The organism is Proteus mirabilis HI4320, from assembly GCF_000069965.1.
Classification (GTDB): Bacteria; Pseudomonadota; Gammaproteobacteria; order Enterobacterales; family Enterobacteriaceae; genus Proteus; species Proteus mirabilis.
This window is the reverse complement of the sequence record NC_010554.1, coordinates 20,107-46,790: the sequence shown is the minus strand read 5'-3', so window position 1 is coordinate 46,790 and position 26,684 is coordinate 20,107. Positions and strand designations below refer to the sequence as shown.

The following is a 26,684-nucleotide window of genomic DNA, read 5'->3' as shown; positions in this document are numbered from 1 at the left end:
AATAACTATAGTTATGAAAAAAAGGGTTTAACACTCGCATTCATAACCCCGCTGTTATAGTGATGTCATATTATCCCGTCTATATACAGTGAAATAATTTTTCCTAATGATTTGTCATGCTACAGCATATCAAGAACATAAAATTAAGGTGGAAACAACCATGCAAAATTTCACTTATTACTCCCCCACTCGAATTCATTTTGGTCAAGGACAAATTGCAAAATTACGTTCTGAAATTGGGAAAAATGAAAGAATTTTATTAACTTATGGCGGTGGAAGTATTAAGCGCAATGGGATACTTGATCAAGTGCATGCGGCCTTACCAGGGTATCAAATTCATGAGTTTGGCGGTATTGAACCCAATCCTTCGTATGAAACGCTAATGAAAGCTGTTGCTTACGCTCGTTATCACGGTATTACTCATTTACTGGCTGTAGGAGGAGGCTCTGTTGTTGATGGAACCAAATTTATTGCGGCTGCAATACCTTATCAAGGAGAGCCTTGGGAGATTGTCACTAGCCGAGGTCAGGCAATTGAAAAAGCACTGCCATTAAGCTGTGTACTAACCCTTCCAGCAACTGGCTCTGAAACCAATTGTTTTTCCGTGATCAGTAAAAAACAAACGATGGATAAACAAAGTTTTGCTAGCCCACATGTTTATCCTCATTGCGCTATTTTAGATCCAACTGCAACGTTTTCTTTACCACCAAGACAAACCGCTAATGGCGTTGTTGACGCATTTATTCATATTTTAGAGCAATATCTTACTTATCCGGTAAATGCGCTTGTACAAGATGAATATGCAGAAGGCCTATTAAGGATCTTAATCGAAGAAGGACCGAAAGCCCTCACCTCACCACAAGACTACGATATCCGTGCTAATATAATGTGGACAGCATCCCAAGCACTTAATGGTATTCTTGGTGTCGGTGTACCGCAAGATTGGGCAACCCATGCATTAGGCCATGAAATTACTGCATTACACGGGCTTGATCACGCACAAACCCTCGCGATTGTCTTACCCGCGCTATTAAACGAAAAACGTCAGGAGAAATACGCTAAGTTGATCCAATATGCACAAAAAGTGTGGGGGATCCATCAAGGCTCTGATGCATTTAAAATCGATAGCGCCATCAATGAGACTCGTAAGTTCTTTGAACGCATGGGACTAAAAACACGGCTGTCTGACTTTAATATCAGTGAAGCGGATATTCCTGCCTTAGTGCAAAAACTGCAACAACATGGACAAACCGCACTCGGTGAACATCAGGATATCACCTTGGAAGTCAGCCAGCGTATCTATATGGCAGCACTCTAAGTACTTAAAGGCAACTGGAGGTATATAATGAGTAATCCTAAATTGATCCAACTATCTGATGGCAACACTATTCCACAACTTGGACTTGGGGTTTGGCAAGCAGATAATGATCAAGTTATTAAAGCGGTACATCATGCTTTAGACACAGGTTATCGTCTGATTGATACCGCCGCTATTTATCATAACGAAGAAGGTGTTGGTAAGGCATTAAAGCAAAGCACTATTCCTCGAGACGAATTATTTATTACCACCAAATTATGGAACAACGATCAATCCCATGCTCGTGGTGCATTACTTGAAAGCCTTGAGCGATTACAACTTGATTATGTTGATCTCTATTTAATGCATTGGCCAGTGCCATCTCGCGAGCTATACCTTGACGCTTGGAAGCAGATGATTGTGTTACAAAAAGAGGGACTGGTTAAAAGTATTGGGGTATGTAATTTTAAAGAAGAGCACCTTGAGCGCATTATTACAGAAACGGGCGTTTCCCCTGTCATTAATCAGATTGAAATTCACCCATTGATGCAACAAGCTTCATTAAGAGCTTGGAATACCACCCATAATATTGTGACAGAATCATGGAGTCCTTTAGCACAAGGTGGTGAAGGCGTGTTTGATCAACCAATTATTCAGAAACTGGCAGAAAAATACCAAAAAACACCGGCACAAATTGTGTTACGTTGGCATTTAGATAGTGGCTTGGTTGTTATTCCTAAATCAGTTACCCCTTCTCGTATTGAAGAAAACTTCCATATCTTTGATTTCAAATTAGAAAAAGAAGAAGTTGCTGAAATAAAACAACTAGATAAAGGAAAGCGGTTGGGGCCTGATCCTGATACTTTTGTTGATATCTAGTATTTCACGCTCTATAAGTAAGCCAATAGTACTCTTGCTATTGGCTTTTTATTAACTATACCAATGATATATATTTTATATCATTACACTTTAAAATAAGACAAAGTAAATTTATTGTTTTTTAATATATGATTAGCGCATGTCTAACTAAGTCAAATTAAATCTTTATTTACATTTAAAATTTTCATCTGCTATTTTTTATATATTGTTAAGTTAGTTACTTAAAGTTCAGTTTCTGATATCTAAAAAAACTATAAATACGAAAATCTCATCATTATTTGTTACGATGAGTTTAAAAATGACGACGTTAAATAATGTACCTTCCCCACGCCCCAGTTCTATTACGAGAAAAGTCGCTTGGCTTAATATTTTTATACAATTAGCATTTCCTATTGTGACAACCATGCCTACGCAGACTTTTGCCAATGAGAATAACTTTAAAAAACATAATATTAGCGATATAAATCAACAAAATACTTATCAAGTCAAAGCGGGTGATACCCCAGAATCTATCGCAAAAAAATTTAATATAAAATTATTTAAATTGATTGAAGCTAATCCACAACATGTATCGTTAACGGGTGAGCTAAAAATAAATGATGGAACTATTCTTAATATTCCTAATGAATATTTATTAAAAAAAAAGTGGCTCAATAATCAAGATGAGGCAATCCCCTCAACAGAGGGCGAAGAGCTCGCTAAAATTATTGTTGATAATTCATTTTTACTCAATAAAGATATCGATGTAACACAATATGCAATTAGCCAAATCTCCAGTAAATCCAATCAGAAAATAGAACAATGGCTTAATCAATTTGGGCATGCGCGAGTTTCACTTTCAGCAGATAAAAATCTCACCTTAAAAAATAGCTCAGCGGAATTGTTAATTCCATTATATGAACAAAAAGAAAAGCTGATCTTTGCTCAAACTAACTATCATCGCAAAGATCTTCGTAGCCAATTTAATTATGGTATTGGTTATCGCTATTTTACTGAAAAATTTATGGTCGGCATTAATGGCTTTTATGATCATGATTTAACGCATCATCATAATCGTTTGGGAATTGGCGCCGAAATTTGGCGAGACTATTTCAAATTAAGTTCTAACCATTATCACCGTCTATCAAGTTGGCGAGCCTCTAATAATATCTTAGATTATAGTGAACGCCCTGCGAATGGTTGGGACATTCGAACAGAAGGCTATTTTCCAGCTTATCCACAATTAGGCACTAAATTAATCTTTGAACAATACTACGGTAAAGAAGTTGGTCTATTTGGCAAAGATAAACGGGACAAAAATCCACATACCTACACATTAGGGATTAATTATACTCCGATACCATTAGTCACATTAAATGCCGAGCGTCGTATTGGCTTACATGATCGTGCTGATAATAACTTGAATATCAACTTGTCCTACCGCATAGGAGAATCACTCGCTTCACAACTTAATCCTGATAATGTCAAAGCAATACGTACATTAGCAGGAAGTCGTTATGACTTTGTTAATCGTAATAACGATATGATTTTAGAATATAAAAAGGAAACTTTAGTTTTCCTTTCTATGGTTGATTCAATAAATGGTTATGCTAAAGAGGAGCGCGATTTACAAGTTCAAGTAAAAACAAAATATCCGTTAGCCAATATTGAATGGTCCGCAAGTAAGTTAAATGCCCAAGGCGGGCAAATAAAACATCATGGTGGAACTCACTACACCGTGATTTTGCCTCAATATCAAATTGGTGCAATTGAGAAAAATAGCTATATCATTAGTGCTGTTGCCATTGATACCCATGGCAATCGTTCAGCGCCTGTTCAAACAACGGTTATTGTAGATAAATCGTTAATCAATACGCGTAATAGCCTATTTTCACCTAAACAGAGCCAACTATTCGCTAACGGTGAAGCAACCCAAAAGTTAATATTATCCATCGTTGATAATGATAATTTACCCGTTGATATTGATAGTAAAGAAATTACTTTACAGCAACAGTCTGATACAGAAAAAGGCAATAGCCGTATTTCTACTTTCTCTCGTTTAGCTGCTGGGAAATATCAATTAACGGTTACAGCAGGAAGCATACCGGAAAAATTAACCCTAACCCCCGTATTCCGTGATAATACCTTCAACTCAGCAACCGTGACACTTATTGCCGATAATCAAACTGCCCATATTGCAAAAGGCAACCTAACGGTTACAAAAGATAACGAGCCAGCCGACGGTAAAAGTCAAAATAAAATCAAAGTACGAGTCACTGATAGCAACCACAATCCATTGGCTCATTATCCAGTCAACTTTACTGCCAGTAATGGTGCTAATGTCATTAGCTCAAGAAAAACGGATGAACAAGGTGAGATTATTGCTTCAGTGACTAATACTCAAGTAGGGAGTTCGCAGATTGGTGTACAAGTAAAAGGGATAACCTATTCGACTGAAGTCCATTTTAGTGTGGATAATGATAGCGCCTATATTCCACAACAAAACTTCACGATCACACCACCACTTTCTCTAGCCGATGGTAAAACAGAAAAAACCATTTCATTACAAGTTGTTGATAAGCAAAATAATCCGATACCCGCTACTCATGTGACATTATCGGCAGATAACCAAGCACAATTAAAACAAACCATATTAACCACAGACGAGCAAGGTAAGGCGACCACCACTATGATAAGTAAAGTCGCCGGTACGGTCACCGTGAGGGCCAAAATAAACGACAAGATGACTCACGCGACAACCCAATTTATCGCCAACCAAGCTAAGGGGGTTATTGTCTCCATAACCCCATCCTCTACAACTCATGTCGCAGATGGTCAAACCCCGGTCTTCCTTACTGCATTAGTACAAGATCAGTTTGGTAAGCCGCTCCCTCATGCACAAATTAGCTGGGAAACTGAGCACGATAAAAGTATTGTTAACATTGAACATACCACAATGACTAATGAGCAAGGGATCACCACCAACAAGTTAACCAGTACACAAGCACTCAGTGTGCGGGTAACTGCGCGTATAAATAACAATGCCTTTACTGCTGAGCCAATTACTTTTATTGCTAATGGGCAACAAGCTTTGATTAGTGAATTATTGGTTAATAAAAATCAGATTGTTGCAGATAAGCAAGATCCCGCAGAACTTACTGCAATAGTAACAGATAAACTGGGTAATCAACTTCCTGATACTATTGTTAATTGGCAAGGGAGTGCTGGTACTCAATTTGCTCAGCAACAAACTAAGACCGATGCTCAAGGTATCGCCAAAAATACGCTAACAACATCACAATCAGGTATCACAACCATCACCGCGCGATTAAATAATGGTCAACATGCACAAACTAACTTAGTTGCCGTTGCAGATCTCAAAAGTGCCACTCTCACATTAACGACATTAAATAATAAGCAATCTGCCATAGCAGATAACCAAGATAGCATTACCGTAGTAGCAAACTTAACTGATGCTTATCATAACCCATTGAAAAATATCCCTGTCTATTGGCAATCAAGTATTAATCATATTGATGAAACTACTACTCAAACAGATGAAAAAGGCAGAACGCAAGTTGTCATTTCAGGAACCAAAGCACAGCCAACAACAATTACCGCCTATTTATCAAATAAAGAGAAAAAAAGCATTCAGGTAACCTTTGTTGCGGGAGCGCCAGTGCAACAAAATAGTTATTTGACGATTGAACCACAATCTATCATTGCCGATGGTAATGCCTTTGCTGTGGGTAAAATAGACCTGCGTGATAAATTTGATAATCCGGTAATAGGTCGTAGTAACGATATTGCGTTAATTGGGGATAACAGCACCATCCAATTCAGTAAAATCACAGAAACGGCTAACGGCAATTATCAAGCTCATATTAGAGGTACAAAAGCGGGACTCAGTCAAATTACCGCCACTATTGATAGTATTACGGTAACGCAATCTTTAGGATTTTTAACAGATAATAAAACAGTCAAGATCCACTCCGTTAAGGTTATGGCACCTTATACCGTAACAGCGAATGGTAAAGACAAAGTCATTATTCAAGCACAAATCACCGATAAACATAACAATCCAGTATCAAAAGGCGTTACTGTCGGTTGGATAAGTGATCTCGGTAAGCTTGCAGCACCATTAAGCATGACCAATAAGCAAGGAATAGCTGAAATTACCCTCTCAAGTACTCAGGCAGGAAAAGCGAAAGTAACGGCAGTGCTCAATAACCAACAATCTGTCAATGCTGATCACATTGTCACCTTTACGGAAGGTGATATTTCGGCCTCTCTTTCTACTGTTGCCATATTCCCTGACACTATTGTCGCAGGGGCAAATAAAGCGACCGTAACAATAACCTTAAAGGATAAAGAAGGTAATTTATTGCCCAACTTAGCCAATAAAATCACCTTAACGCCGCAGACTAATTTACAAACAACGATTACGCCCTTTAAAGAGAAACAAAAAGGCATTTATCAAGCCCAAGTGAGCGCATTAAAAACCGGAAAAACCTCGTTATCGGCTCACGTTGCTCCATTAGCAATAAAACAATCCGTTTCTTTAACGGTGCTCCCTAATAACACAACAGCAAAGGTGAAAAACTTTACTATTAGCAATATTCAACCACATGCTGGGGAGTCTATTACTTATAAAGCCTATTTAGTTGATAACCATGATAATCCTGTCGGTATGGGTGTACCTGTCGCTTGGTCAACGAATGAAGGTAGTCAACTCGAAACACCATTAACTTTTACAGATGATAATGGTGTAGCAATAGTTGGATTATCTCGACGCTCTGTCGGTGTTGCCAAAGTCAGCGCAATATTAGAAACAGGTACTTATATAGCAGATGATGTTCACTTTTTAACGGGTCACATTGATGAAACGATGTCAGAACTGTCGTTGAACCCGAGTCAAATCATTGCTAATGGCAAAGATAAGGCATTATTGACATTTGTTATTAAAGATAAAAATGGAAATATCATCCCCAACCAACAAGTAAGCGGATTTTCTAAAAATCCAACCATCAAATTTAGTCAAGCACAACAAATATCACCGGGACGCTATGAGATTGAAATAACAGGAACTCAATCGGGCACAGCACAGATTGGTGTTATGGTAAATGGCACCCATTTCAAAAAACAAAAAATATTACAACTTAATGCCGATGTGACGACATGGAAAATACGCGCTGTTGAGGTTGATAGAACAACCATAACCGCAGGAGATAAAGGTGTTAACTACCAAGCAACTGTCGTTGATGCCAATAATAATGTATTACCTAATGTTATTGTGTCATGGAAATTACTCGGATCAGCAGATGATTATCATTACAGCACTTATACTAATGATAAGGGGATAGCAACGAATCGAGTGACTAGTCATGTCGCGGGACGCTTGAAGATGAGCGCTTATCTTGATTCTAATAATTATAAATCAACACAAGATATTACTGTAATACCGGCTGAAATAGATATTCATAAATCAACCTTTAATAGTCATCGTCGTTCTATAAATGCTGATAATAAAGATAGTACGTTATTAAGCGTAAAATTAATGGATAAATACGGTAATACCATTGATGGTAAGAATGTTGAGATTAAAACTATCAGTGGTAAGCCTAATTTTAGTGACAATCCATTAAAGTCAGTGGGCAATGGTGAATATCAAACAAATGTTACAGCAAATACGATGTCCGATATTATCTTAACCGCTCAAGCTGAAACAATAACTATCGCAGAGCCATTGACGATTAAAGTGGCTATCCCTAAATCTGAAATTACCTTTGAGAAACCTATCCAACAGGAAATCTACAAATCAACTGTGATTGATGCGTTAAGTTATAAAGGTGTACCACAAAATATGCAGGTAATATGGTCAAGCTCTGATCCTACTGTTGCTTCCATTGATACAACAAGTGGGCAAATCTCCATGAAAAAGGCTGGTACTACAATTATTACCTTACAAACCTTAGGTAATGAGCAATATCCATCAGCTAAAAATAGCTATCCTTTAGTGATAGAAAAAGCGCCACCAAAACTGAAAGTAACCTCTCCTCACACCATACAATCGATCTGGAATGATGGCATTACCCATCAAATAACAGCGGAATTTGATAATCCAGAGGTTAAAAATACCCCCATTCATTTCTCTAGTAGCGATACCTTGGTAGCCACCATTGATAGTAAAGGTAACTTAACCGCCATTAAACCAGGAAAAACAAAAATAGTAATACAAAGTGATGCTACAGATAAATTCCTAGCTGATAGCCAAACTGTAGACTATCAGCAAGAAAAAGCTGCACTAAGTTATTATTTTAAAAAGAATTATATTGTATTAACAACTGATTCTGCTGCAGATAAATTATTGATGGCTCAAAGCCCTACGCCAGATGTCCCCGTTGAAGCGAATGCAACTTGGTATAGTAGTCAACCTAACATAGTTGAAATCACCCCAGATGGGATTATCAAAAACCTTAATATTGGGCAAACAACATTAACACTTGAGGTGAAAAATAATAATTATTTTCAAGATCATGAGCAAAGCTATAACGTCATTATACAAGCATCGCCTCGCATCACAATTAACTCATTTGAGTTTCTATCTGCGGGAGAGAGCAAATCAAATACACATTTGGATGATTTAACTTGGCAACCTTTATACACTTCAGACGATCAGTTTATTGTTAAATGGTCTTCATCAGACACACCTAAAGCGATTAACTTCGAGTTATTTGATGAAAACGGCACTTCTATCGCCTTAGAAGAAAGACAAAACTATGCACCTAAACATAATATACATGACCCGGTAAAAATTCAGGTACCGAAACAATATCTAACCAGTCCAAAACAATTAACACTAGAAGTCACAACCTTTGATAGTAATAATCAGCCTTACGTCGATCCTAAAAAGTATAAAATTAATATTGACTATTTTCCTGCCAATAACGCATATAAAATAATCTCTCTTGATTATAATTCTAAATTTATCTATACAGATACAGGTGCCCTTGCTTCATCTTGTCAAAATGGTTGGTCAACCACTACAACACATCTTATTTTAACGCCAAGATTAGTATTTAAAGGTGAGCCGAAAAACTTACTTTATCCCATTTATATTACTACGGAATTATATGATGTAACATTAAATCCATCGGATAAACTCATCGGACATATTAATGAGAAATTAACTTATCCAGATAAGATTATATTTAGCGAGCATTCTAAAAAAATAGCTGAAATATCGCCGACATCAGCACACTACGCATTAGACGAAGAATGTAGAATTAATGATTCTGGTCATGGTACGTTAAAAGCAAATATAACCATAGGTAACAGATCCAGTTATCTTAAAAAAGAATTTCATTGGGATGGCCAAATAGGGGGATATTTTTAAAGACCGGGTGCTTGTACCACATATCTCACAACTTGAACAAAAATTGGGGGGAGGAAACCTCCCCCATCAAGCTATTGATGACACATCAAAATAGCTTGAACGACCATGTTTCCGTTACTAATGTTAAGCGAACATAATCGTTCACCGACAATTAAAGCAAACATAAGTACCGTCACACAGACAACCGTAATGCCAAATAAGGTTATTTTCGTCAATTTGATTGACTCCTTTTAATAAAGGAGGCAGAATCAAGTTGTTGAGCTTTGAGACTGCCTCGGATTTTATGAAAATAAAATTCGGGGCTTTTGTCTTTTTGGCTCTAGCGCAATGCTTGAACCAAAACGATCCAAGCACCCACCGCTATAGTAGCAGAATTTTCCCTCACCTCTATACCTTACTGGTAGTATTTTTTAAAATTAATCAAATTAAAACAACATGTTACATGAATAACTAATAAATATTCTTGTTGACACTGACATCTAAAAAAGACAAAATCAATCCGCTAAAACAAAGAAATTTACTTATTTTATTTTCTTGCCTCCATTCTTGAAAAAAGATCTGCACCCACCTCTTTGTTTTGCACTCGCCCTACATGTCGTTATGTGGGGCTTTCTTTTTTCTATTACATCGAAAAAAGAAAAATCCCGAATAGGTAATTAATACCCATTCGGGATTGTTATAACAACAACTAAAAAATTAAGATTTTTTTATCTTTGCATGCATCTCTTGGACTGAAATAACATCAATAGTAGGATCAGCACTCAATGACAGTGTTGTCGCAAATCCGCCATTTAATGTGGTGTCATAGTGAACTTTATATTGTAATGCACTACGGCGGATCAATTTTGAATCCTCAATAGCTTGGCGACCGGCAGTCGTATTGACAATATAGTCATACTCACCATTTTTAATTCTATCTTGAATATGAGGTCGCCCTTCATGCACTTTATTCACTAGGCGAGGATTGATACCGGCTTCCCCCAAGACAATGGCAGTACCATGTGTTGCATCTAACTCAAAACCATTTTTCAATAGCTTAGTTGCTAAATCAACGACACGTTTTTTATCACCTTCACGAACCGAAAGTAGCGCTCTTCCTTTTTTCTTCATGGTGGAATTGCTACCTAACATCGCTTTAGCAAAAGCTTGTGCAAAAGTAGCACCAACCCCCATCACTTCACCGGTAGATCGCATTTCAGGCCCTAAAATAGGGTCGACACCTGAGAATTTATTAAAGGGAAGTACCACCTCTTTAACCGAGTAGTAAGGAGGGATCACCTCTTTGGTAACGCCTTGCTGTTCAAGACTTTGTCCTATCATCACTCGAGCAGCAACTTTTGCTAATGGCACACCGGTTGCTTTAGAGACAAAAGGCACTGTACGTGCGGCACGAGGATTCACTTCGATAAGATAAACATCATTACCTTTCACCGCAAACTGTACGTTCATCAACCCTTTAACGCCTAATTCAAAAGCGAGTTCACGTACTTGCTTGCGCATTATATCTTGAATATCTTGGCTTAAAGTATAAGCAGGTAGAGAGCAAGCTGAGTCTCCAGAGTGAACACCCGCTTGTTCGATATGCTCCATAATACCGCCTATCACCACTTGTTGACCGTCACAAATCGCATCAACATCCACTTCAATGGCATCATCTAGGAATCGGTCTAACAGTACGGGAGCATCATTAGAAACACTGACCGCCGTTTGGAAATAACGACGTAAATCAATTTCATCGTAAACAATTTCCATTGCTCGTCCACCAAGGACATAAGATGGACGTACCACCAGCGGGTAACCAATAGATTTTGCCTTATCTACCGCTTCTTCTAATGTCGTCACTGTGGCATTTTCTGGTTGTTTTAACCCTAACTTATCCACGGCCTTTTGGAAACGTTCTCTGTCTTCTGCTTTATCGATTGCATCAGGACTGGTACCGATAACAGGCACCCCTTCAGCTTCTAAAGCTCTTGCTAATTTTAATGGCGTTTGACCACCATATTGCACAATCACGCCTTGTGGTTTTTCGATCCGTACTATTTCTAATACATCTTCAAGGGTGACTGGCTCAAAATAAAGTCTATCGGAGGTATCATAATCCGTTGAAACCGTTTCTGGATTACAATTGACCATAATGGTTTCATACCCATCTTCCCGTAATGCTAGAGCGGCATGAACACAACAATAATCAAACTCTATCCCCTGACCGATACGATTTGGACCACCACCTAAGACCATCACTTTAGGTTTGTCTTGATTTGGATCCGACTCACACTCTTCTTCATAAGTGGAGTACATATAAGCGGTATCCGTAGCAAATTCTGCCGCACAAGTATCAACCCGTTTATAAACTGGGTGTAATTGATATTGTTCTCGTAATTGGCGAATGGCTTGCTCTTTCACATTCAAGATATTAGCTAGGCGCGCATCAGCAAAACCTTTACGTTTTAATTGACGCAAGAAATCAGCATTTAGACCTGCTAAACCAAGTTGTGCCACTTGCTCTTCTAGGCGAACAATCTCTTCTATTTGCACTAAGAACCAACGATCGATATTGGTGAGATTAAACACCCCATCAACCGACATTCCAGCGCGGAAAGCATCCGCGATATACCAAATGCGATCCGATCCGGCTTCTTTTAATTCACGACGAATTTTGGTGAGCGCTTCAGGATCGTCGAGGTTTACTTTAGGATCAAACCCAGTTGCACCAACCTCTAGTCCGCGTAATGCTTTTTGCATTGACTCTTGTTGAGTGCGCCCAATAGCCATCACCTCACCAACAGATTTCATTTGCGTGGTTAAACGGTCATTGGTACCGGCAAATTTTTCAAAGTTAAAGCGAGGGATTTTAGTCACTACATAATCAATAGAAGGTTCAAAAGAGGCTGGGGTTCTTCCTCCAGTGATATCATTCATCAACTCATCGAGGGTATAACCTACTGCAAGTTTGGCCGCGACTTTTGCAATTGGGAAACCTGTTGCTTTTGACGCTAATGCTGATGAGCGAGAAACACGAGGATTCATTTCAATAACAATTAAACGCCCTGTTTTAGGATCAACGGCAAATTGCACATTGGAGCCACCAGTTTCAACCCCAATCTCGCGTAATACTGCCATCGAGGCATTACGCATAATTTGATATTCTTTGTCTGTTAGCGTTTGCGCTGGAGCAACCGTGATAGAGTCACCGGTATGGATCCCCATCGCATCAAAGTTTTCAATGGAGCAAACGATAATACAGTTATCATTTTTATCGCGCACCACTTCCATTTCATACTCTTTCCAGCCAATTAATGATTCATCAATTAATAGTTCATTTGTCGGTGATAAATCTAAACCTCGAGTACAAATTTCTTCAAATTCTTCACGATTATAGGCGATCCCGCCTCCCGTTCCCCCCATAGTAAATGAAGGGCGAATAATACAAGGGAAACCCACTTGCTCAGCCACTGCAAATGCTTCGTCCATAGTATGAGCGATGCCTGAACGAGCCGTATCCAGACCAATTTTTTTCATCGCTTTATCAAAGCGTTGTCTATCTTCCGCTTTATCAATAGCATCAGCCGTTGCACCTATCATTGTTACGCCAAATTCAGCTAACACCCCTTGACGCTCTAATTCTAAGGCACAGTTTAATGCCGTTTGTCCGCCCATTGTCGGTAATATGGCATCAGGGCGCTCTTTCTCAATAATCTTTCTGACCACTTGCCAATGAATAGGCTCAATATAAGTGGCATCTGCCATTTCAGGATCTGTCATAATGGTAGCAGGATTTGAATTTACCAAAACAACACGATATCCCTCTTCGCGCAATGCCTTACACGCTTGTGCGCCTGAATAATCAAATTCACACGCTTGACCAATCACAATCGGGCCTGCACCTAAAATCAGGATTGTTTTAATATCTGTTCTTTTAGCCATTTTTTTCACTCCTGATTTATTTGTTTGTCACTGATTGCAGGTTTTGACGATATTGCTCAATAAGTTCAATAAAGTGATCAAAAAGCGGCGCCGCATCATGCGGCCCTGGACTCGCTTCTGGGTGACCTTGGAAACTAAATGCAGCTTTATCTGTGCGATGAATACCTTGTAGAGAACCATCAAATAGTGATTTATGTGTCACTCTTAAACAATCAGGTAACGATGCTTCATCAACAGCAAAGCCGTGGTTTTGGGCGGTGATCATCACACTGTTATTATCTAAATCTTTAACGGGATGGTTGCCACCATGATGACCAAATTTCATTTTTACGGTTTTTGCACCACTCGCCAAGGCTAATAATTGGTGCCCTAAGCAGATACCAAATACTGGAATATCGGTAGTTAAGAAAGTTTGGATGGCGTCAATTGCATAATCACAGGGCTCTGGATCCCCCGGACCATTAGAGAGAAAAATGCCATCAGGTGAGAGCGCTAACACTTCTTGGGCTGAGGTTTGTGCTGGAACCACTGTTACTCGACAGCCTCTATCCACCAGCATACGTAAAATATTACGTTTCACACCAAAATCATAGGCCACCACATGTAAAGGGAGATCTTGTGGTGATTGAGTGGCGGGCAACTCTCCTTTTAATGTCCAACTGCCTTGTGTCCATTGATAAGGTTGTTCCACTGTCACCGTTTTCGCCAAATCCATTCCTTTTAATCCTGGAAACGCTTTTGCTTTTTCAAGCGCTTGTTTAGCATCAAGATGAGTGCCTGCGATAATACAACCGTTTTGTGCGCCTTTTTCTCTCAATAATCGCGTCAATTTACGTGTATCAATATCAGCTATCGCCACAATCTGATGACGTTTAAGGTAATCGGCTAAGCTCTCTTCGGCACGATAATTACTCATCACTAGGGGTAAATCGCGAATAATTAACCCTTGAGCATGGATAGTTGCTGATTCTTCATCTGAGGAATTAACGCCGGTATTGCCAATATGAGGATAGGTGAGAGTAACAATTTGTTGGGAGTAAGAAGGGTCGGTTAATATTTCTTGGTAACCGGTCATGGAAGTATTAAAAACGACTTCACCGATAGCAGCGCCTTCTGCGCCTATCGACCTGCCGTGGAATTCGGTCCCATCTTCTAGAACCAGTATAGCTGATTTAATCAAAACGCCCTCCAGAGAATAATAAATCACATTTCATGCATATTAATTCAGATTTAAGACTCTAAATCAATGCCAAAAACATAAATTTGGGCAAATTTTTGGCAAATTGGGCGCATTCTAAAGATCCCATGAGCAGATGTCTAGAAAAAACACTCTTTTAATTAAAAAAATATCAATCATTAGCAATTTAATCAGCTAAATGACAATTTCTATCACCCATCTTACAAATTTAACCGTTTGCTTACCAAGATATTTTAAAAAGATGATAGAGAAAAGAAAAAAAGAGACTTAAGCGAAATTTTAACTATAAAAATGGAAGAAAATAAAGGAAGTTATAAAAAAACAAAAACAACAAACAAATATTATATAAACAACAACAAAAACCCACAAATAATATAAATAATCATGGGTTTTCAATAAATTAAATATAAAATAAAATCACAATTCTTCTAAAGAAAGCACATCTTTCATATTATAAAGACCCGATTTTTTTTCACTTAGCCAAATAGCTGACTTAACCGCGCCATTTGCAAAGGTCATTCGACTCGAGGCCTTATGGCTAATCTCTACTCGCTCACCAATATCTGCAAAAATAGCAGTGTGTTCACCCACAATATCCCCTGCACGAATAGTCGCAAAGCCAATACTGCGAGGATCACGTTCTCCTGTATGTCCAACTCGTTGATAAACCGCACAATCTTTCAGATCTCGACCTAAAGTCTCTGCAATCGACTCGCCCATCGCTAAGGCCGTACCAGATGGTGCATCAACCTTATGACGATGGTGAGCTTCTACAATTTCAATATCACTATAAGATCCCATCACTTTAGCTGCCTTCTCTAATAATTTAAGCACTAAATTAACGCCAACACTAAAGTTAGCAGCAAAGACAATAGGAATAGTTTGTGCTGCACAATTAATGGCTTTTTTACCTTCTTCATCAAAACCGGTAGTTCCAATAATCATGCCTTTATGATGCTCAACACAAAATGCCAGATGAGACAACGTACCCTCTGGACGCGTAAAATCGATTAAAATATCAAATTGCCCGACTTGAGCTAATAAATTATCAGTAACAGTGATACCGATATGACCAATTCCCGCTAACTCTCCTGCATCAGCCCCTATCAATGAAGAATTAGTACGTTCAAAAGCAGCACCTAATACCACACCTTGTTGCTGATTAATCGCTTGGATCAGCTGGCGCCCCATACGCCCTCCAGCCCCCACTACCGCAAGACGAAGTTCTGTTGCAGACATAATCTATGTTCTCCTTAGTAACACTTATGATCTTTATTAATACTTTACAGATTAACGATGTCATTCGTTTGATGCCAGCATTTAACGACGATAATAAGAAAAACGAACAAAAGGATAGAGATCATCAGCAAAAGCGATGAACCGCATGATTATTCATTAAATTTTACGATTTATAAAAAAGGAGATAAAAAAAGCAGAGCCTAGGCTCTGCTTGGTAAATTAAATGTTTATAGCTATTGTTATTATTCGACTACTTTATAGTCAAGACGTAACTCTTTTGGCACTTCAAAAACAATGTTTTCTTCTCTGCCAGATAGCTCAATCACTTCTTCTGCACCAAAGGCCTTTAATCGTGCTAAGACTTGTTGAACTAAAATATCTGGTGCTGATGCTCCTGCTGTCACCCCAACAATATTGGCATGGCTTACCCATATTTCATCAATATCTTCAGCACTATCGATTAAATAAGAGGGTTTGCCTGCACGTTGTGCAAGCTCTGCTAATCGATTTGAGTTAGATGAGTTTTTAGAGCCAACAACAAACACGACATCGGCACGCTCTGCAAGCTCTCGAGCAGCTTCTTGACGATTGGTTGTCGCATAGCAGATATCATCTTTACGAGGCCCGATGATTTTAGGGAATCGCTTATTTAAGGCATCAATCACTTCGGAAGTATCATCGACTGATAATGTGGTTTGTGTCATAAAGCAAAGATTATCTTCATCTTTCACTTTTAGTTTCCATACATCATCTGGCGATTCAACCAAATACATTCCCCCTTCTGGGTTATTGTATTGCCCCATCGTCCCTTCAACTTCTGGGTGTCCGGCATGGCCAATTAAAATGGCCTCTTTACCTTTACGGCTCGCCCTTGCGACTTCCATATGTACTTTGGTCACTAAAGGACAAGTGGCATCAAAAAGCATCGTTAAATTACGAGAGCGTGCCTCTTGGCGAATAGCTTGAGAAACACCGTGTGCTGAGAAGATCAAAATAGCGTTATCCGGCACTTCGGAGATTTCTTCAATAAAAATAGCACCACGTTCGCGTAAATCATTGACTACATAGCGATTATGAACCACTTCGTGGCGTACATAAATTGGCGCGCCATAGATTTCTAATGCACGTTCAACAATGCTGATAGCTCGGTCAACACCCGCACAAAAGCCTCGTGGGTTAGCCAGCAATATTTGCATTTGTTGTTTCCTCCTGTGGATCAATACTGACGACTTCAATATCAAATGTGACATCTTGTAACGCTAATGGATGATTAAAATCGACAGTAACAGAATCTTCCGTCACTTCCTGCACAATGCCTGGCATTTCATTACCATTCATTGCCGTAAACAGCATAATGGTACCTGTTTCAGGAATACCGGATTGCGCAAAATCAGAAGGCATAAAGTATTGAATAAGATCAGGATTATATTTACCAAAAATATGCTCCCCCGCAAGCGTGAAGGTTTTCTTTTCCCCTTCTTTAAGTCCTACCAACTCTGCTTCTAAAGCAGGCGATAAGCTTTCATCACCAAGACGAAATAACGCTGGTTTTCCATGTGCTTGTGTAGATTCAGCAACAGAGCCGTCTGCCAATTTTAAGGTGAAATTCAGCAATACCGCACTATTATTGAGGATCTGCATACTCATACTAATACCTTCTATTAAGCGTAACCCCCGCCATTAGGCAGGGGTTATTTTAGTTAACTGATCTGTCAGATTACTTCTGCTTGTTGGCTTCTTGTGGGCTGGCATTCTTATCAGGGAAAAAGCTCTCAATGATAATTAAACCTGCACCAAGACAAATAGACACATCAGCAATATTAAAAGTAGGCCAATGCCAATCACCGACATAAAAGTCCAGAAAATCGATGACAAATCCATGGATCAGACGATCAGAAAGATTACCCAATGCTCCGCCTATAATAAGCGCATAAGCAATATTACTTAGCTTAGTACTCGCTTTATTTTTATACATCATCACCACTAAGACAATGCAGATTGCCAGTGCGATTAATGCAAAAAACCAACGTTGCCATCCGCCTTTATCGGCTAAAAAGCTAAAAGCTGCGCCATAGTTATGAGCATAAGTGAAGTTGAAAAAAGGCATAACAGCCACAGATTCATACAGACGGAATGTCTGCATGAAATACTGTTTTGTACCTAAGTCCAACACCACTACAGCAATAGCCAACCAGAGCCAGCGTAAACCTGTAGAGCAAAGTGTTTTCTTCATCAATTAAGCAAACTTACGTTCTTCACCGTTACCGGCTACGTTAGTAACACAGCGACCACATAAATCAGCGTGTTCCGCCACTTGACCAATGTCAGTTGCATAGTGCCAGCAACGTGGACATTTTTCACCTTGCGCTTTACTCAAGACAATTTTCAGCCCCGCCATATCAGATGCTAACGCGTTTTCTGGCGCATCATGAATATCAGCAACGGTCGCTTGAGAGGTAAGTAAAACAAAACGCAATTCGTTTCCTAATGCATTCAGTTTTTCCGCTAAGGCTTTATCCGCATACAGTGTTACTGCCGCTTCTAAAGAGCCACGTAGTTGCTTATCGGTACGAGCTTGCTCTAACACCTTATTGACTTCACTACGAACGGCTAATAACTCCGCCCAGTACTCATCATTTAAGGTTTCAGATGCCTCTAAACCAAATAAATCTGTGTACCATTCTTGAGTGAACACAAATTTCGCACGCTCACCCGGTAACTGTGCCCAAATCTCATCCGCAGTGAACGACATAATTGGTGCCATCCAACGTACTAATGCTTCGATAATATGGTATAGCGCAGTTTGACAACTACGGCGAGCAACACTGTCGCTTTTCGCAGTGTATTGTCTGTCTTTAATGATATCTAGATAGAAAGATCCCATTTCTACTGAGCAGAACTGCATAAGACGCTGAATAACATTATGGAAATCGTAGTTTTCATAATGCTTGAGGATATCTTCCTGTGCCGCTTTCGCACGACCGACCGCCCAACGATCAAGTATTACCATCTCTTCAGGTTTAACTTGATGTTTAGCTGGATCAAAGCCATTTAAGTTCGCTAAGAAGAAACGCGCTGTATTACGAATACGACGATAAGTATCAGCAGAACGTTTTAAGATCTCATCGGAAACCGCAATTTCACCCGTATAATCGGTGGAGGCAACCCATAAACGTAAAATATCCGCACCCAGTTTGTTCATTACATCTTGAGGGCTAACAGTATTACCAATGGATTTCGACATTTTACGGCCTTGTCCATCTACGGTAAAACCGTGTGTTAATACTTCACGATAAGGCGCTTTGCCTTTAATTGCTGTTGAAATCATAAGAGAAGACATAAACCAACCACGATGTTGGTCTGAACCTTCTAAATAGAGATCAGCTGAATTGCCATGGAATTCAGGGCGAGCATCAACTACGGTTGAGTGTGTTGATCCTGAATCAAACCAAACATCAAGTGTGTCAGGTGTTTTCATGTAGTCATCAGCTTCATCACCCAGCAGTTCGCGGATATCTAAGTCCCACCAAGCTTGAATACCACTCACTTCTACACGCTTAGCGACTTCTTCCATTAACTCTAGAGTACGAGGATGAGGCTCTTGTGTTTCTTTATGCACAAACAGCGACATTGGTGTTCCCCAAGTACGCTGACGAGAAATACACCAGTCAGGACGGTTTTCCACCATTGACTCAATACGTGCTTGGCCCCAATCAGGGATCCATTTAACACCTTTGATCTCTTTTAAGGATTGTTGACGTAATCCATTTTTATCCATACCGATAAACCATTGTGGAGTGGCACGGAAGATAACCGGTGTTTTATGTCGCCAACAGCAAGGATAACTATGTTGCATTGCTTCATGATGTAATAGAGCACCCTTTTCTTTTAGTAACTCAACAATCACATCATTAGCTTTAAAAACAAACACACCATCTAAGGTCGGATACGTATTAGGAAGATAACAACCATTAGGTCCAACCGGATTAGCCACTTCTAAACCATATTTTTGACCAATAACAAAGTCATCAGGACCATGACCCGGTGCGGTATGAACAGCCCCCGTACCGGCATCTAATGTAACGTGATCGCCTAAAATGGCTGGCACATCAAAGCCCATAAATGGGTGATTGAAGCGCAATAATTCTAAATCACTACCTTTACATTCACCTAAAACAGCCCAGTCTGTGACACCGATACGTTTCATAACGTGTTCAACTAAGTCTGCCGCTAAAATGACGCACTCATCATCAAATGAAACTAATGCGTAATTAAATTCGCCATTTAATGCAATTGCACGGTTAGCAGGTAATGTCCATGGTGTGGTAGTCCAAATAACTAAAGAAATAGGTTTATCAGTGACGACACCAAATTTAGCCGCTACAGCGTTTGAATCAACCGCACGGAAACGCACATCGATAGAAGGAGAGGTTTTATCGTAATATTCCACTTCCGCTTCAGCTAGCGATGAACCACAAGCCGTACACCAGTGAACAGGTTTTGCCCCTTTTAATAGGTGACCATTAGCGATAATACGCGCTAATGCACGAATAGTATTGGCTTCCGTTTTGTAGTCCATAGTGAGATAAGGTTTGTCCCAATCTCCTAGCACACCTAAACGAATAAAATCTTTTTTCTGCGCCTCTATTTGCTCATAAGCATATTTACGGCACTCCTCGCGGAATTGAGCTGCAGAGACTTTTTCTCCTGGTTTACCTACAATTTGTTCAACTTTTAATTCAATAGGTAATCCGTGACAATCCCATCCTGGAATGTACGGAGAATCAAAGCCTGACAGCCCTTTGGATTTAATAATAATATCTTTGAGAATTTTGTTTACTGAGTGACCAATATGAATATTGCCGTTGGCATAAGGAGGGCCATCATGCAAAATAAATGTTTTCTTACCACTTTTAGCTTGACGGATAGCTTGATACAAACCTTCTTTGTACCAACGTGATAACATTTCTGGTTCGCGCTTTGCTAAATCCCCGCGCATAGGGAACCCTGTTTCTGGTAAGTTCAGGGTATTTTTATAGTCACTCATTCGATTCTCAGTTCCAAGTTTCCGCTAGTTTATGACTCCGACCGCTGCAATAAAAAATCCCTAGCAGCAGCCACATCATTTGCGATTTGCTGTTTCAACGCATCCAATGATGCAAATCGCTGTTCATTACGTAATTTCTTTCGTAACACAACATCAATACGACGTCCATATAAATCCATATTAACGTCGATTAAATGAACTTCTAATTGTACACCCTTACCTTTTACGGTAGGACGACTGCCAATATTAGCCACCCCCGCTAAAGGCGATTGATGGTCGGCTAAATAAACATCAACCGCATAAACACCAGCAACAGGTGCCACTAAGCGTTTCATGGGAATATTGGCGGTTGGAAAACCAATAGTTCTGCCTAATTGATTACCATGTACCACGCGTCCACAAACGCTATAAGGGTGTCCAAGCAATGATTCAGCTAATGCTAAATCGTCATTGAATAAGGCTTCTCGTACCGCCGTACTGCTAATACGTAATCCTTTGTCACAATAACTTTCGGTATTTGCCACCTCAAATCCGTATCGAGCACCGGCTTGTTGTAAAAAATGAAAATCACCTGCTCTATTTTTACCAAAACGAAAATCATCGCCAATGGCTAAAAACTTCACACCTAATTTATCAACTAAGAGTGATGAAACAAACTCTTCCGGTGTTTGTGCCGCAAATTGCTTATCAAATTTGACACATAACAGGTAATCAATACCACACTCTGCCAAATATTTTATCTTATCGCGTAGGCGCGTTAGACGAGCAGGTGCTTTCTCTGGCAAAAAAAACTCCAGAGGTTGAGGTTCAAATGTCATCACAACAGTAGGTAGGCCACGACGTGATGCTTCTTGCTTCAAGTGTTTTAATAATGCCTGATGACCGCGATGGACACCATCAAAATTGCCAATTGTTAGAACACAACCATGATGTTGTGCTCGAATATTCTGTATACCGCGAATTAGCTCCATAACTGGCTCAATACCGTGGAAATAATTGGATTATACCTTGTCAAAGGCTCGAGAGTAACCCAATATATCAATGTTTATTGGTGAGTAATATCTTGCTTTGTCAATTCACTATGATTGTTAAATTAACATGCTCACTGCTAACAAAAAATAAACGATTACTCACTTGTTGGTTATAAAATCGCACAAAATCAACCGTAGATCCGCTTAGAATCTATTATTTATTACTCATATACACGATTTTGATGATTTTTTCACTCAAAAGACTGTATTCTACCCGTCTTAACTGATAAAATCTTGCGCCATCACAACGAAACCAGTGTCGCGTACAACGACGCTAATTTTGTATAAATCCATTGACAAACTTAGGTTGAAAAGGCATATTCCTTCACCTTTGTATTGTCCTCGCTAGAATATATTTGGGAGTTGGAACTTGGCTAATATCAAATCAGCTAAGAAACGTGCGGTTCAGTCTGAAAAGCGTCGTCAGCACAACGCAAGCCGTCGTTCAATGATGCGTACTTACATCAAAAAAGTATACGCAGCAGTTGCTTCTGGTGATAAAGAAGCAGCACAAAAAGCATTTAATGACATGCAACCAATTGTTGACCGTCAGGCAACTAAAGGCTTAATTCATAAGAATAAAGCAGCACGTCATAAAGCTAATCTGCAAGCACAAATCAAAGCAATGTAATTATTGTTTTTGTGTTTAAAAAACCGGCTTAGGCCGGTTTTTTTACATTCTGTCTATGCAAACTCTACGTATTTCATTCGTTATTGGCTTTCTTTTAACCACTAAACAAAGCTGAAAAATCGGTATTACATACACGTTGTACTGCCGGATGCTGGATCATTCGTTCAGCAAAAATAACGTAATACTCTTCTTTTACCGAGTCTAATGTGCCTATTTCCTCAATATTACTTTGGACAAATGTCTCATTGGTATAAATAGAAGGTGCAACAAAGATAGCATTATGATTTAAACCAAATGCTTTCATTAATGCGGCATCATCAAATTCACCTAAAATTTCTACTTGAAGATTTTTATTGCGTATCCAAGTTAACAAATGACGACCTAACATAGAGCGTCGACCAGGGATAAGCAATTTTCTATCTTCTAAACATTCTGGGAATGGCTTTTCTGGTATTGGCTGACTGCAGAAAAAACTGACACTACACTCACCCAATTTAACAGAGAACAGCCCCTCTTGTTGTGAGGAATCTACGGGACAATCAGATAAAATCATATCTAACTTATGCTGACTTAATTGCTCTAACAACAATTCGTGAGTCGATTCAAAACAGCGTAAATGTATTTGTTCATGATCAATAACCGCCGTTTCTAATACACGACTAACAAGTTGTTTGGATAACGCATCGGCAACCCCAACATCAAATAACAGGTTAGATTCTCGACTATAGTTGACAATATCTAGCATCTCTTGGCTCAGCATAAACATTTTATCGGCATAGCGAAAAATAAGCTGACCTAATTCAGAGGGAACTAATCCGCGCCCTTGACGCTTGAATAATTTTCCCCCTAATCTTTCTTCTAATGCTTTAATTTGCCCTGTAATTGTCTGAGGTGTCAGATACAGCGCTTCCGCAGCTCCTACAACAGAGCCTTCTTTACACACATGCCAAAAATAATAAAGATGATTAAAATTGAGATGTGACACACGCATAGTGATTTTCCTTTCAACTTCTGTGATCTCATCACACAGACTTCGTTAACAACGCATTAGCGATTGGTGTTCCTTTCTCCAATCCTCATAAAAACACCTACGGCACAATACAAGGTATTGCGCCGTAGGTTTATGTTTATAGCTCGGTTTTTATTGTGTTTAGAAAACGAGTTCCCTACTCAATTTCGCTATTTTTGCTTCTGCTTCAACTTCGGTAAAACAGAGTTAAGCAATAAATATCCCACAACAGCAGCCATGGTGGAGCCAACTAAAATACCCAGTTTAGAGTATGTATTATAGGCTTCTATAGCACCTTCAAACGCAAGACCTGCGATAAAGATAGACATAGTAAAACCGATACCACATAAAACAGAAACGGCAAATATTTGCTTAAGATTAATCGCATCTGGCAATTTTGCAATCCCTAGTTTTACCGAAACCCAACTAAAGAGAAAAATCCCAATCGGCTTACCTAAGAAAAGCCCTAATGCAATACCAACGGGTAAGGTCGATAACATGCCATCAAGGGTAACGCCATTTAAAGAAACCCCCGCATTACTAAAAGCAAATAGCGGTAATATTAAGTAGGCAACCCACGGGTGTAAAACATGCTCTAACTCTTCCGACGGTGAAGCCCCCTCTTTATCTCTTAATGGGATCAGGAATCCAACAATCACTCCCGCTATTGTGGCATGTATACCTGATTTCAAAATACACACCCACAAAATAAAGCCTAGGACTAAGTAAACTGCTGTATTACTCACTTTACGCCAATTAAGAATAAACAACATGATGGTGATTAGCGCTGCCAATAATAACGGGACTAATGCCACACTCTTAGAATAAAAGAGAGCAATAATCACAATGACACCAAGATCATCAATAATGGCTAGCGCTAATAAAAAGACTTTCAATTCCACAGGAACGCGACGCCCTAGTAACGCCATTACACCTAGAGCAAAAGCAATATCTGTTGCTGCCGGAATAGCCCATCCTTGCTGACCAATCGCATCGCCATGATTAAAAAATAGATAAATCAAAGCAGGTGCTAACATTCCTCCTACTGCAGCAATTGCAGGAAAAATAGCGCGATCACGTTGCGCTAATGAACCTTCTTTTAGCTCCCGTTTGACTTCTAATCCTACCACTAAGAAAAAGATGGCCATGAGTGCATCGTTAACCCATAAGATCAACGGTTTATCTAGCTCTAATGCCCCAAATTTAATCATTATTGGGATAGATAAAAACTCATTATACAAAGCACTAAGAGGTGTATTCGCCATTATTAATGCGATAATAGCAGCAACAATCAGAAGAATACCGCCTGATGCCTCTAATCTTAAAAATTGTCTAATAATTGCTGTCATATTGTTAACCTAAAAATGTCTATTTGTGTTAATAATATGCTAATTATGAATTCGTAAAAAACAGATTATTTAGCAAAAATAATTCGGCTTTTTCGATCTCAATCGCTTATATCAAGAGTAAAGAAGGAATTATGTAAAAAATAATCAATAAGTAATATCACGAAAGATAAAAAACAAAAATAAAAAAAATAAAATACAACCTATTGATACAATTATTTTTTATGATAAACATAAGTAATAATTCACATTTAAAATAAGAATTGATAGAAAACAGGTAAATATTCTATTTTTTATCCATATTATTGTGACTATAGTGTGCTTTTTATTAAGAATAGTTGATAATTTACTCACAAGAATAATAAGAGGTGAATATAATATTGTTCAACCTTTTTTGTTACCAGAGGATACCTAATGAAATAAGAGGGGAATGACTATTAAAGATAACAGAGAATAAGTTTCTAGGTATTTTTATGAAATTAATAAGAAAAAGCCTGATAGGCAATACATTATCAGGCTTTTTGGGAATGAAGATAACGCAAAAATTATTTGGTTAAATCATCAAAGAATTTTTTTACTCCATCTAAGAAACTCTTAGAGCGCGGTGTATTTTTTTCACCACCTTTACCACCAAATGATTCACCTAGCTGTTCCATAAGCTGCTTTTGTTTTTCATTCAGTTTCACTGGCGTTTCAACAACAACACGGCACATTAAATCACCGACACCATGGCTACGTACAGATTTAACACCTTTGCCTTTCATGCGGAACATTTTGCCAGTTTGTGTTTCTGCTGGAATTTTTAGTTTCACACGACCATCGAGAGTTGGCACCTCAATTTCTCCCCCTAATGCTGCAACCGCAAAGTTAATAGGTACTTCGCAATAGAGGTTATTACCATCTCGTTCAAATATATGGTGCTGACGAACATGAACCTGTACATACAGATCGCCTGCCGGTGCTCCTTGCTCACCCGCTTCACCTTCACCACTTAAACGAATACGATCACCGGTATCCACTCCCGCCGGGATTTTAACTGATAAGGTTTTATAACGTTCAACACGGCCATCACCATGACATTTAGAGCAAGGCTCTTTAATTACTTTACCGCGACCATGACAGGTAGGGCATGGTTGTTGAACGGTGAAGAAACCTTGACGTAAATGAACCTGACCTGCCCCATGACATGTTGAGCAAGTTTCCGCTGATGTGCCTTCTTTTGCCCCACTTCCGTGGCATTTATCACAGGTTTCTAAGGTTGGAATGCGGATCTCTTTGGTAATACCACGAACAGCTTCTTCTAGCGTTAAGTCCATGTTGTATTGCAAATCTGAGCCGCGTGCAGCACGTTGTTGACGACGACCACCACCAAAAATATCGCCAAACACATCACCAAAGATATCGCTAAAGTCAGCGCCACCAAAGCCACCACCGCCTTGACCACCAAAACCACCTTGTTCAAAGGCAGCATGACCATATTGATCATAGGCCGCACGTTTTTGTGGATCGCTAAGAACTTCGTAAGCTTCTTTAATTTCTTTAAATTTAGATTCCGAATCTTTATCACCTTGATTACGATCTGGGTGATATTTCATCGCTAAACGCTTATAAGCACGTTTGATCTCTTTTTCATCGGCTGTTTTACTTAACCCGAGTACTTCGTAAAAATCTCTTTTCGCCATTCTGGATTACCCTTGACATAAGCACA

At 39.2% G+C, this 26,684-nt stretch carries 16 protein-coding genes; 4 read left to right on the top strand and 12 right to left on the bottom strand.

Annotation, left to right across the window (positions count from 1 at the left end):
* Positions 1–160: 160 nt before the first annotated feature.
* The 3 genes from PMI_RS00120 to PMI_RS00110 all read left to right on the top strand — a co-directional run bounded on the left by PMI_RS00120 (position 161) and on the right by PMI_RS00110 (position 9,551).
* A complete protein-coding gene (locus PMI_RS00120; RefSeq protein ID WP_004248982.1) occupies positions 161–1,318 on the top strand; it encodes an iron-containing alcohol dehydrogenase in 1,158 nt (385 codons plus the stop codon).
* Between the two features lie 27 nt (positions 1,319–1,345).
* Positions 1,346–2,176 (top strand): 2,5-didehydrogluconate reductase DkgA, encoded by an 831-nt coding sequence (gene dkgA, locus PMI_RS00115; RefSeq protein WP_012367446.1) that lies wholly within the window; start codon positions 1,346–1,348, stop codon positions 2,174–2,176.
* Positions 2,177–2,474: 298 nt separating this feature from the next.
* Positions 2,475–9,551, top strand: coding sequence for an Ig-like domain-containing protein (locus PMI_RS00110; protein ID WP_012367445.1), 7,077 nt, complete (start codon positions 2,475–2,477; stop codon positions 9,549–9,551).
* 71 nt (positions 9,552–9,622) lie between these two features.
* Here PMI_RS00110 and PMI_RS18780 read toward each other — a convergent pair whose 3' ends face one another.
* The 9 genes from PMI_RS18780 to ribF all read right to left on the bottom strand — a co-directional run bounded on the left by PMI_RS18780 (position 9,623) and on the right by ribF (position 21,930).
* A complete protein-coding gene (locus PMI_RS18780) occupies positions 9,623–9,766 on the bottom strand; it encodes a Hok/Gef family protein (RefSeq protein WP_012367444.1) in 144 nt (47 codons plus the stop codon).
* A gap of 481 nt (positions 9,767–10,247) precedes the next feature.
* Complete coding sequence (carB, locus tag PMI_RS00105; protein ID WP_012367443.1) at positions 10,248–13,475, bottom strand: carbamoyl-phosphate synthase large subunit; 3,228 nt, start codon at positions 13,473–13,475, stop codon at positions 10,248–10,250.
* 16 nt (positions 13,476–13,491) lie between these two features.
* Positions 13,492–14,655 carry a glutamine-hydrolyzing carbamoyl-phosphate synthase small subunit gene (gene carA, locus PMI_RS00100; RefSeq protein ID WP_012367442.1) on the bottom strand — a complete coding sequence of 388 codons (1,164 nt, stop codon included), beginning with the start codon at positions 14,653–14,655 and terminating at the stop codon, positions 13,492–13,494.
* A 435-nt stretch (positions 14,656–15,090) separates the two neighbouring features.
* Complete coding sequence (gene dapB, locus PMI_RS00095; RefSeq protein WP_012367441.1) at positions 15,091–15,912, bottom strand: 4-hydroxy-tetrahydrodipicolinate reductase; 822 nt, start codon at positions 15,910–15,912, stop codon at positions 15,091–15,093.
* 242 nt (positions 15,913–16,154) lie between these two features.
* On the bottom strand, positions 16,155–17,108 hold the full coding sequence (gene ispH, locus PMI_RS00090) for a 4-hydroxy-3-methylbut-2-enyl diphosphate reductase (protein WP_012367440.1): 954 nt from the start codon (positions 17,106–17,108) through the stop codon (positions 16,155–16,157).
* Positions 17,089–17,559, bottom strand: coding sequence for an FKBP-type peptidyl-prolyl cis-trans isomerase (gene fkpB / locus PMI_RS00085; RefSeq protein ID WP_004245205.1), 471 nt, complete (start codon positions 17,557–17,559; stop codon positions 17,089–17,091). Before fkpB ends, ispH begins: the two co-directional genes overlap by 20 nt.
* Positions 17,560–17,629: 70 nt before the next feature.
* A complete protein-coding gene (gene lspA / locus PMI_RS00080; protein WP_041707077.1) occupies positions 17,630–18,145 on the bottom strand; it encodes a signal peptidase II in 516 nt (171 codons plus the stop codon).
* A gap of 3 nt (positions 18,146–18,148) precedes the next feature.
* A complete protein-coding gene (gene ileS / locus PMI_RS00075; protein ID WP_004248968.1) occupies positions 18,149–20,959 on the bottom strand; it encodes an isoleucine--tRNA ligase in 2,811 nt (936 codons plus the stop codon).
* A 29-nt stretch (positions 20,960–20,988) separates the two neighbouring features.
* The gene (gene ribF, locus PMI_RS00070) at positions 20,989–21,930 is read right to left on the bottom strand and encodes a bifunctional riboflavin kinase/FAD synthetase (RefSeq protein WP_004245208.1); all 942 of its coding nucleotides are present in this window, start codon (positions 21,928–21,930) and stop codon (positions 20,989–20,991) included.
* 430 nt (positions 21,931–22,360) lie between these two features.
* On the opposite strand from ribF, the gene rpsT reads away from it, so the two are divergent.
* Positions 22,361–22,621: a 30S ribosomal protein S20 gene (rpsT, locus tag PMI_RS00065; RefSeq protein ID WP_004248964.1), complete on the top strand. Its 261-nt coding sequence runs from the start codon at positions 22,361–22,363 to the stop codon at positions 22,619–22,621.
* Positions 22,622–22,715: 94 nt separating this feature from the next.
* Here rpsT and nhaR read toward each other — a convergent pair whose 3' ends face one another.
* The 3 genes from nhaR to dnaJ all read right to left on the bottom strand — a co-directional run bounded on the left by nhaR (position 22,716) and on the right by dnaJ (position 26,658).
* Positions 22,716–23,612, bottom strand: a complete 897-nt coding sequence (nhaR, locus tag PMI_RS00060) for a transcriptional activator NhaR (RefSeq protein WP_012367438.1) — start codon at positions 23,610–23,612, stop codon at positions 22,716–22,718.
* A gap of 188 nt (positions 23,613–23,800) precedes the next feature.
* Positions 23,801–24,979, bottom strand: a complete 1,179-nt coding sequence (nhaA, locus tag PMI_RS00055) for a Na+/H+ antiporter NhaA (RefSeq protein WP_004245211.1) — start codon at positions 24,977–24,979, stop codon at positions 23,801–23,803.
* A gap of 542 nt (positions 24,980–25,521) precedes the next feature.
* Complete coding sequence (dnaJ, locus tag PMI_RS00050) at positions 25,522–26,658, bottom strand: molecular chaperone DnaJ (protein ID WP_004245212.1); 1,137 nt, start codon at positions 26,656–26,658, stop codon at positions 25,522–25,524.
* Positions 26,659–26,684 lie beyond the last annotated feature (26 nt).

Coding starts and splice junctions, on each gene's coding strand:
- carB (WP_012367443.1), bottom strand. CDS start 13,475: ATGGCTAAAAGAACAGATATTAAAACAATCCTGATTTTAGGTGCAGGC.
- PMI_RS00110 (WP_012367445.1), top strand. CDS start 2,475: ATGACGACGTTAAATAATGTACCTTCCCCACGCCCCAGTTCTATTACG.
- ileS (WP_004248968.1), bottom strand. CDS start 20,959: ATGAGTGACTATAAAAATACCCTGAACTTACCAGAAACAGGGTTCCCT.
- dapB (WP_012367441.1), bottom strand. CDS start 15,912: ATGTCTGCAACAGAACTTCGTCTTGCGGTAGTGGGGGCTGGAGGGCGT.
- dkgA (WP_012367446.1), top strand. CDS start 1,346: ATGAGTAATCCTAAATTGATCCAACTATCTGATGGCAACACTATTCCA.
- nhaR (WP_012367438.1), bottom strand. CDS start 23,612: ATGCGTGTGTCACATCTCAATTTTAATCATCTTTATTATTTTTGGCAT.
- nhaA (WP_004245211.1), bottom strand. CDS start 24,979: ATGACAGCAATTATTAGACAATTTTTAAGATTAGAGGCATCAGGCGGT.
- PMI_RS00120 (WP_004248982.1), top strand. CDS start 161: ATGCAAAATTTCACTTATTACTCCCCCACTCGAATTCATTTTGGTCAA.
- ispH (WP_012367440.1), bottom strand. CDS start 17,108: ATGCAAATATTGCTGGCTAACCCACGAGGCTTTTGTGCGGGTGTTGAC.
- ribF (WP_004245208.1), bottom strand. CDS start 21,930: ATGGAGCTAATTCGCGGTATACAGAATATTCGAGCACAACATCATGGT.
- lspA (WP_041707077.1), bottom strand. CDS start 18,145: ATGAAGAAAACACTTTGCTCTACAGGTTTACGCTGGCTCTGGTTGGCT.
- dnaJ (WP_004245212.1), bottom strand. CDS start 26,658: ATGGCGAAAAGAGATTTTTACGAAGTACTCGGGTTAAGTAAAACAGCC.
- fkpB (WP_004245205.1), bottom strand. CDS start 17,559: ATGAGTATGCAGATCCTCAATAATAGTGCGGTATTGCTGAATTTCACC.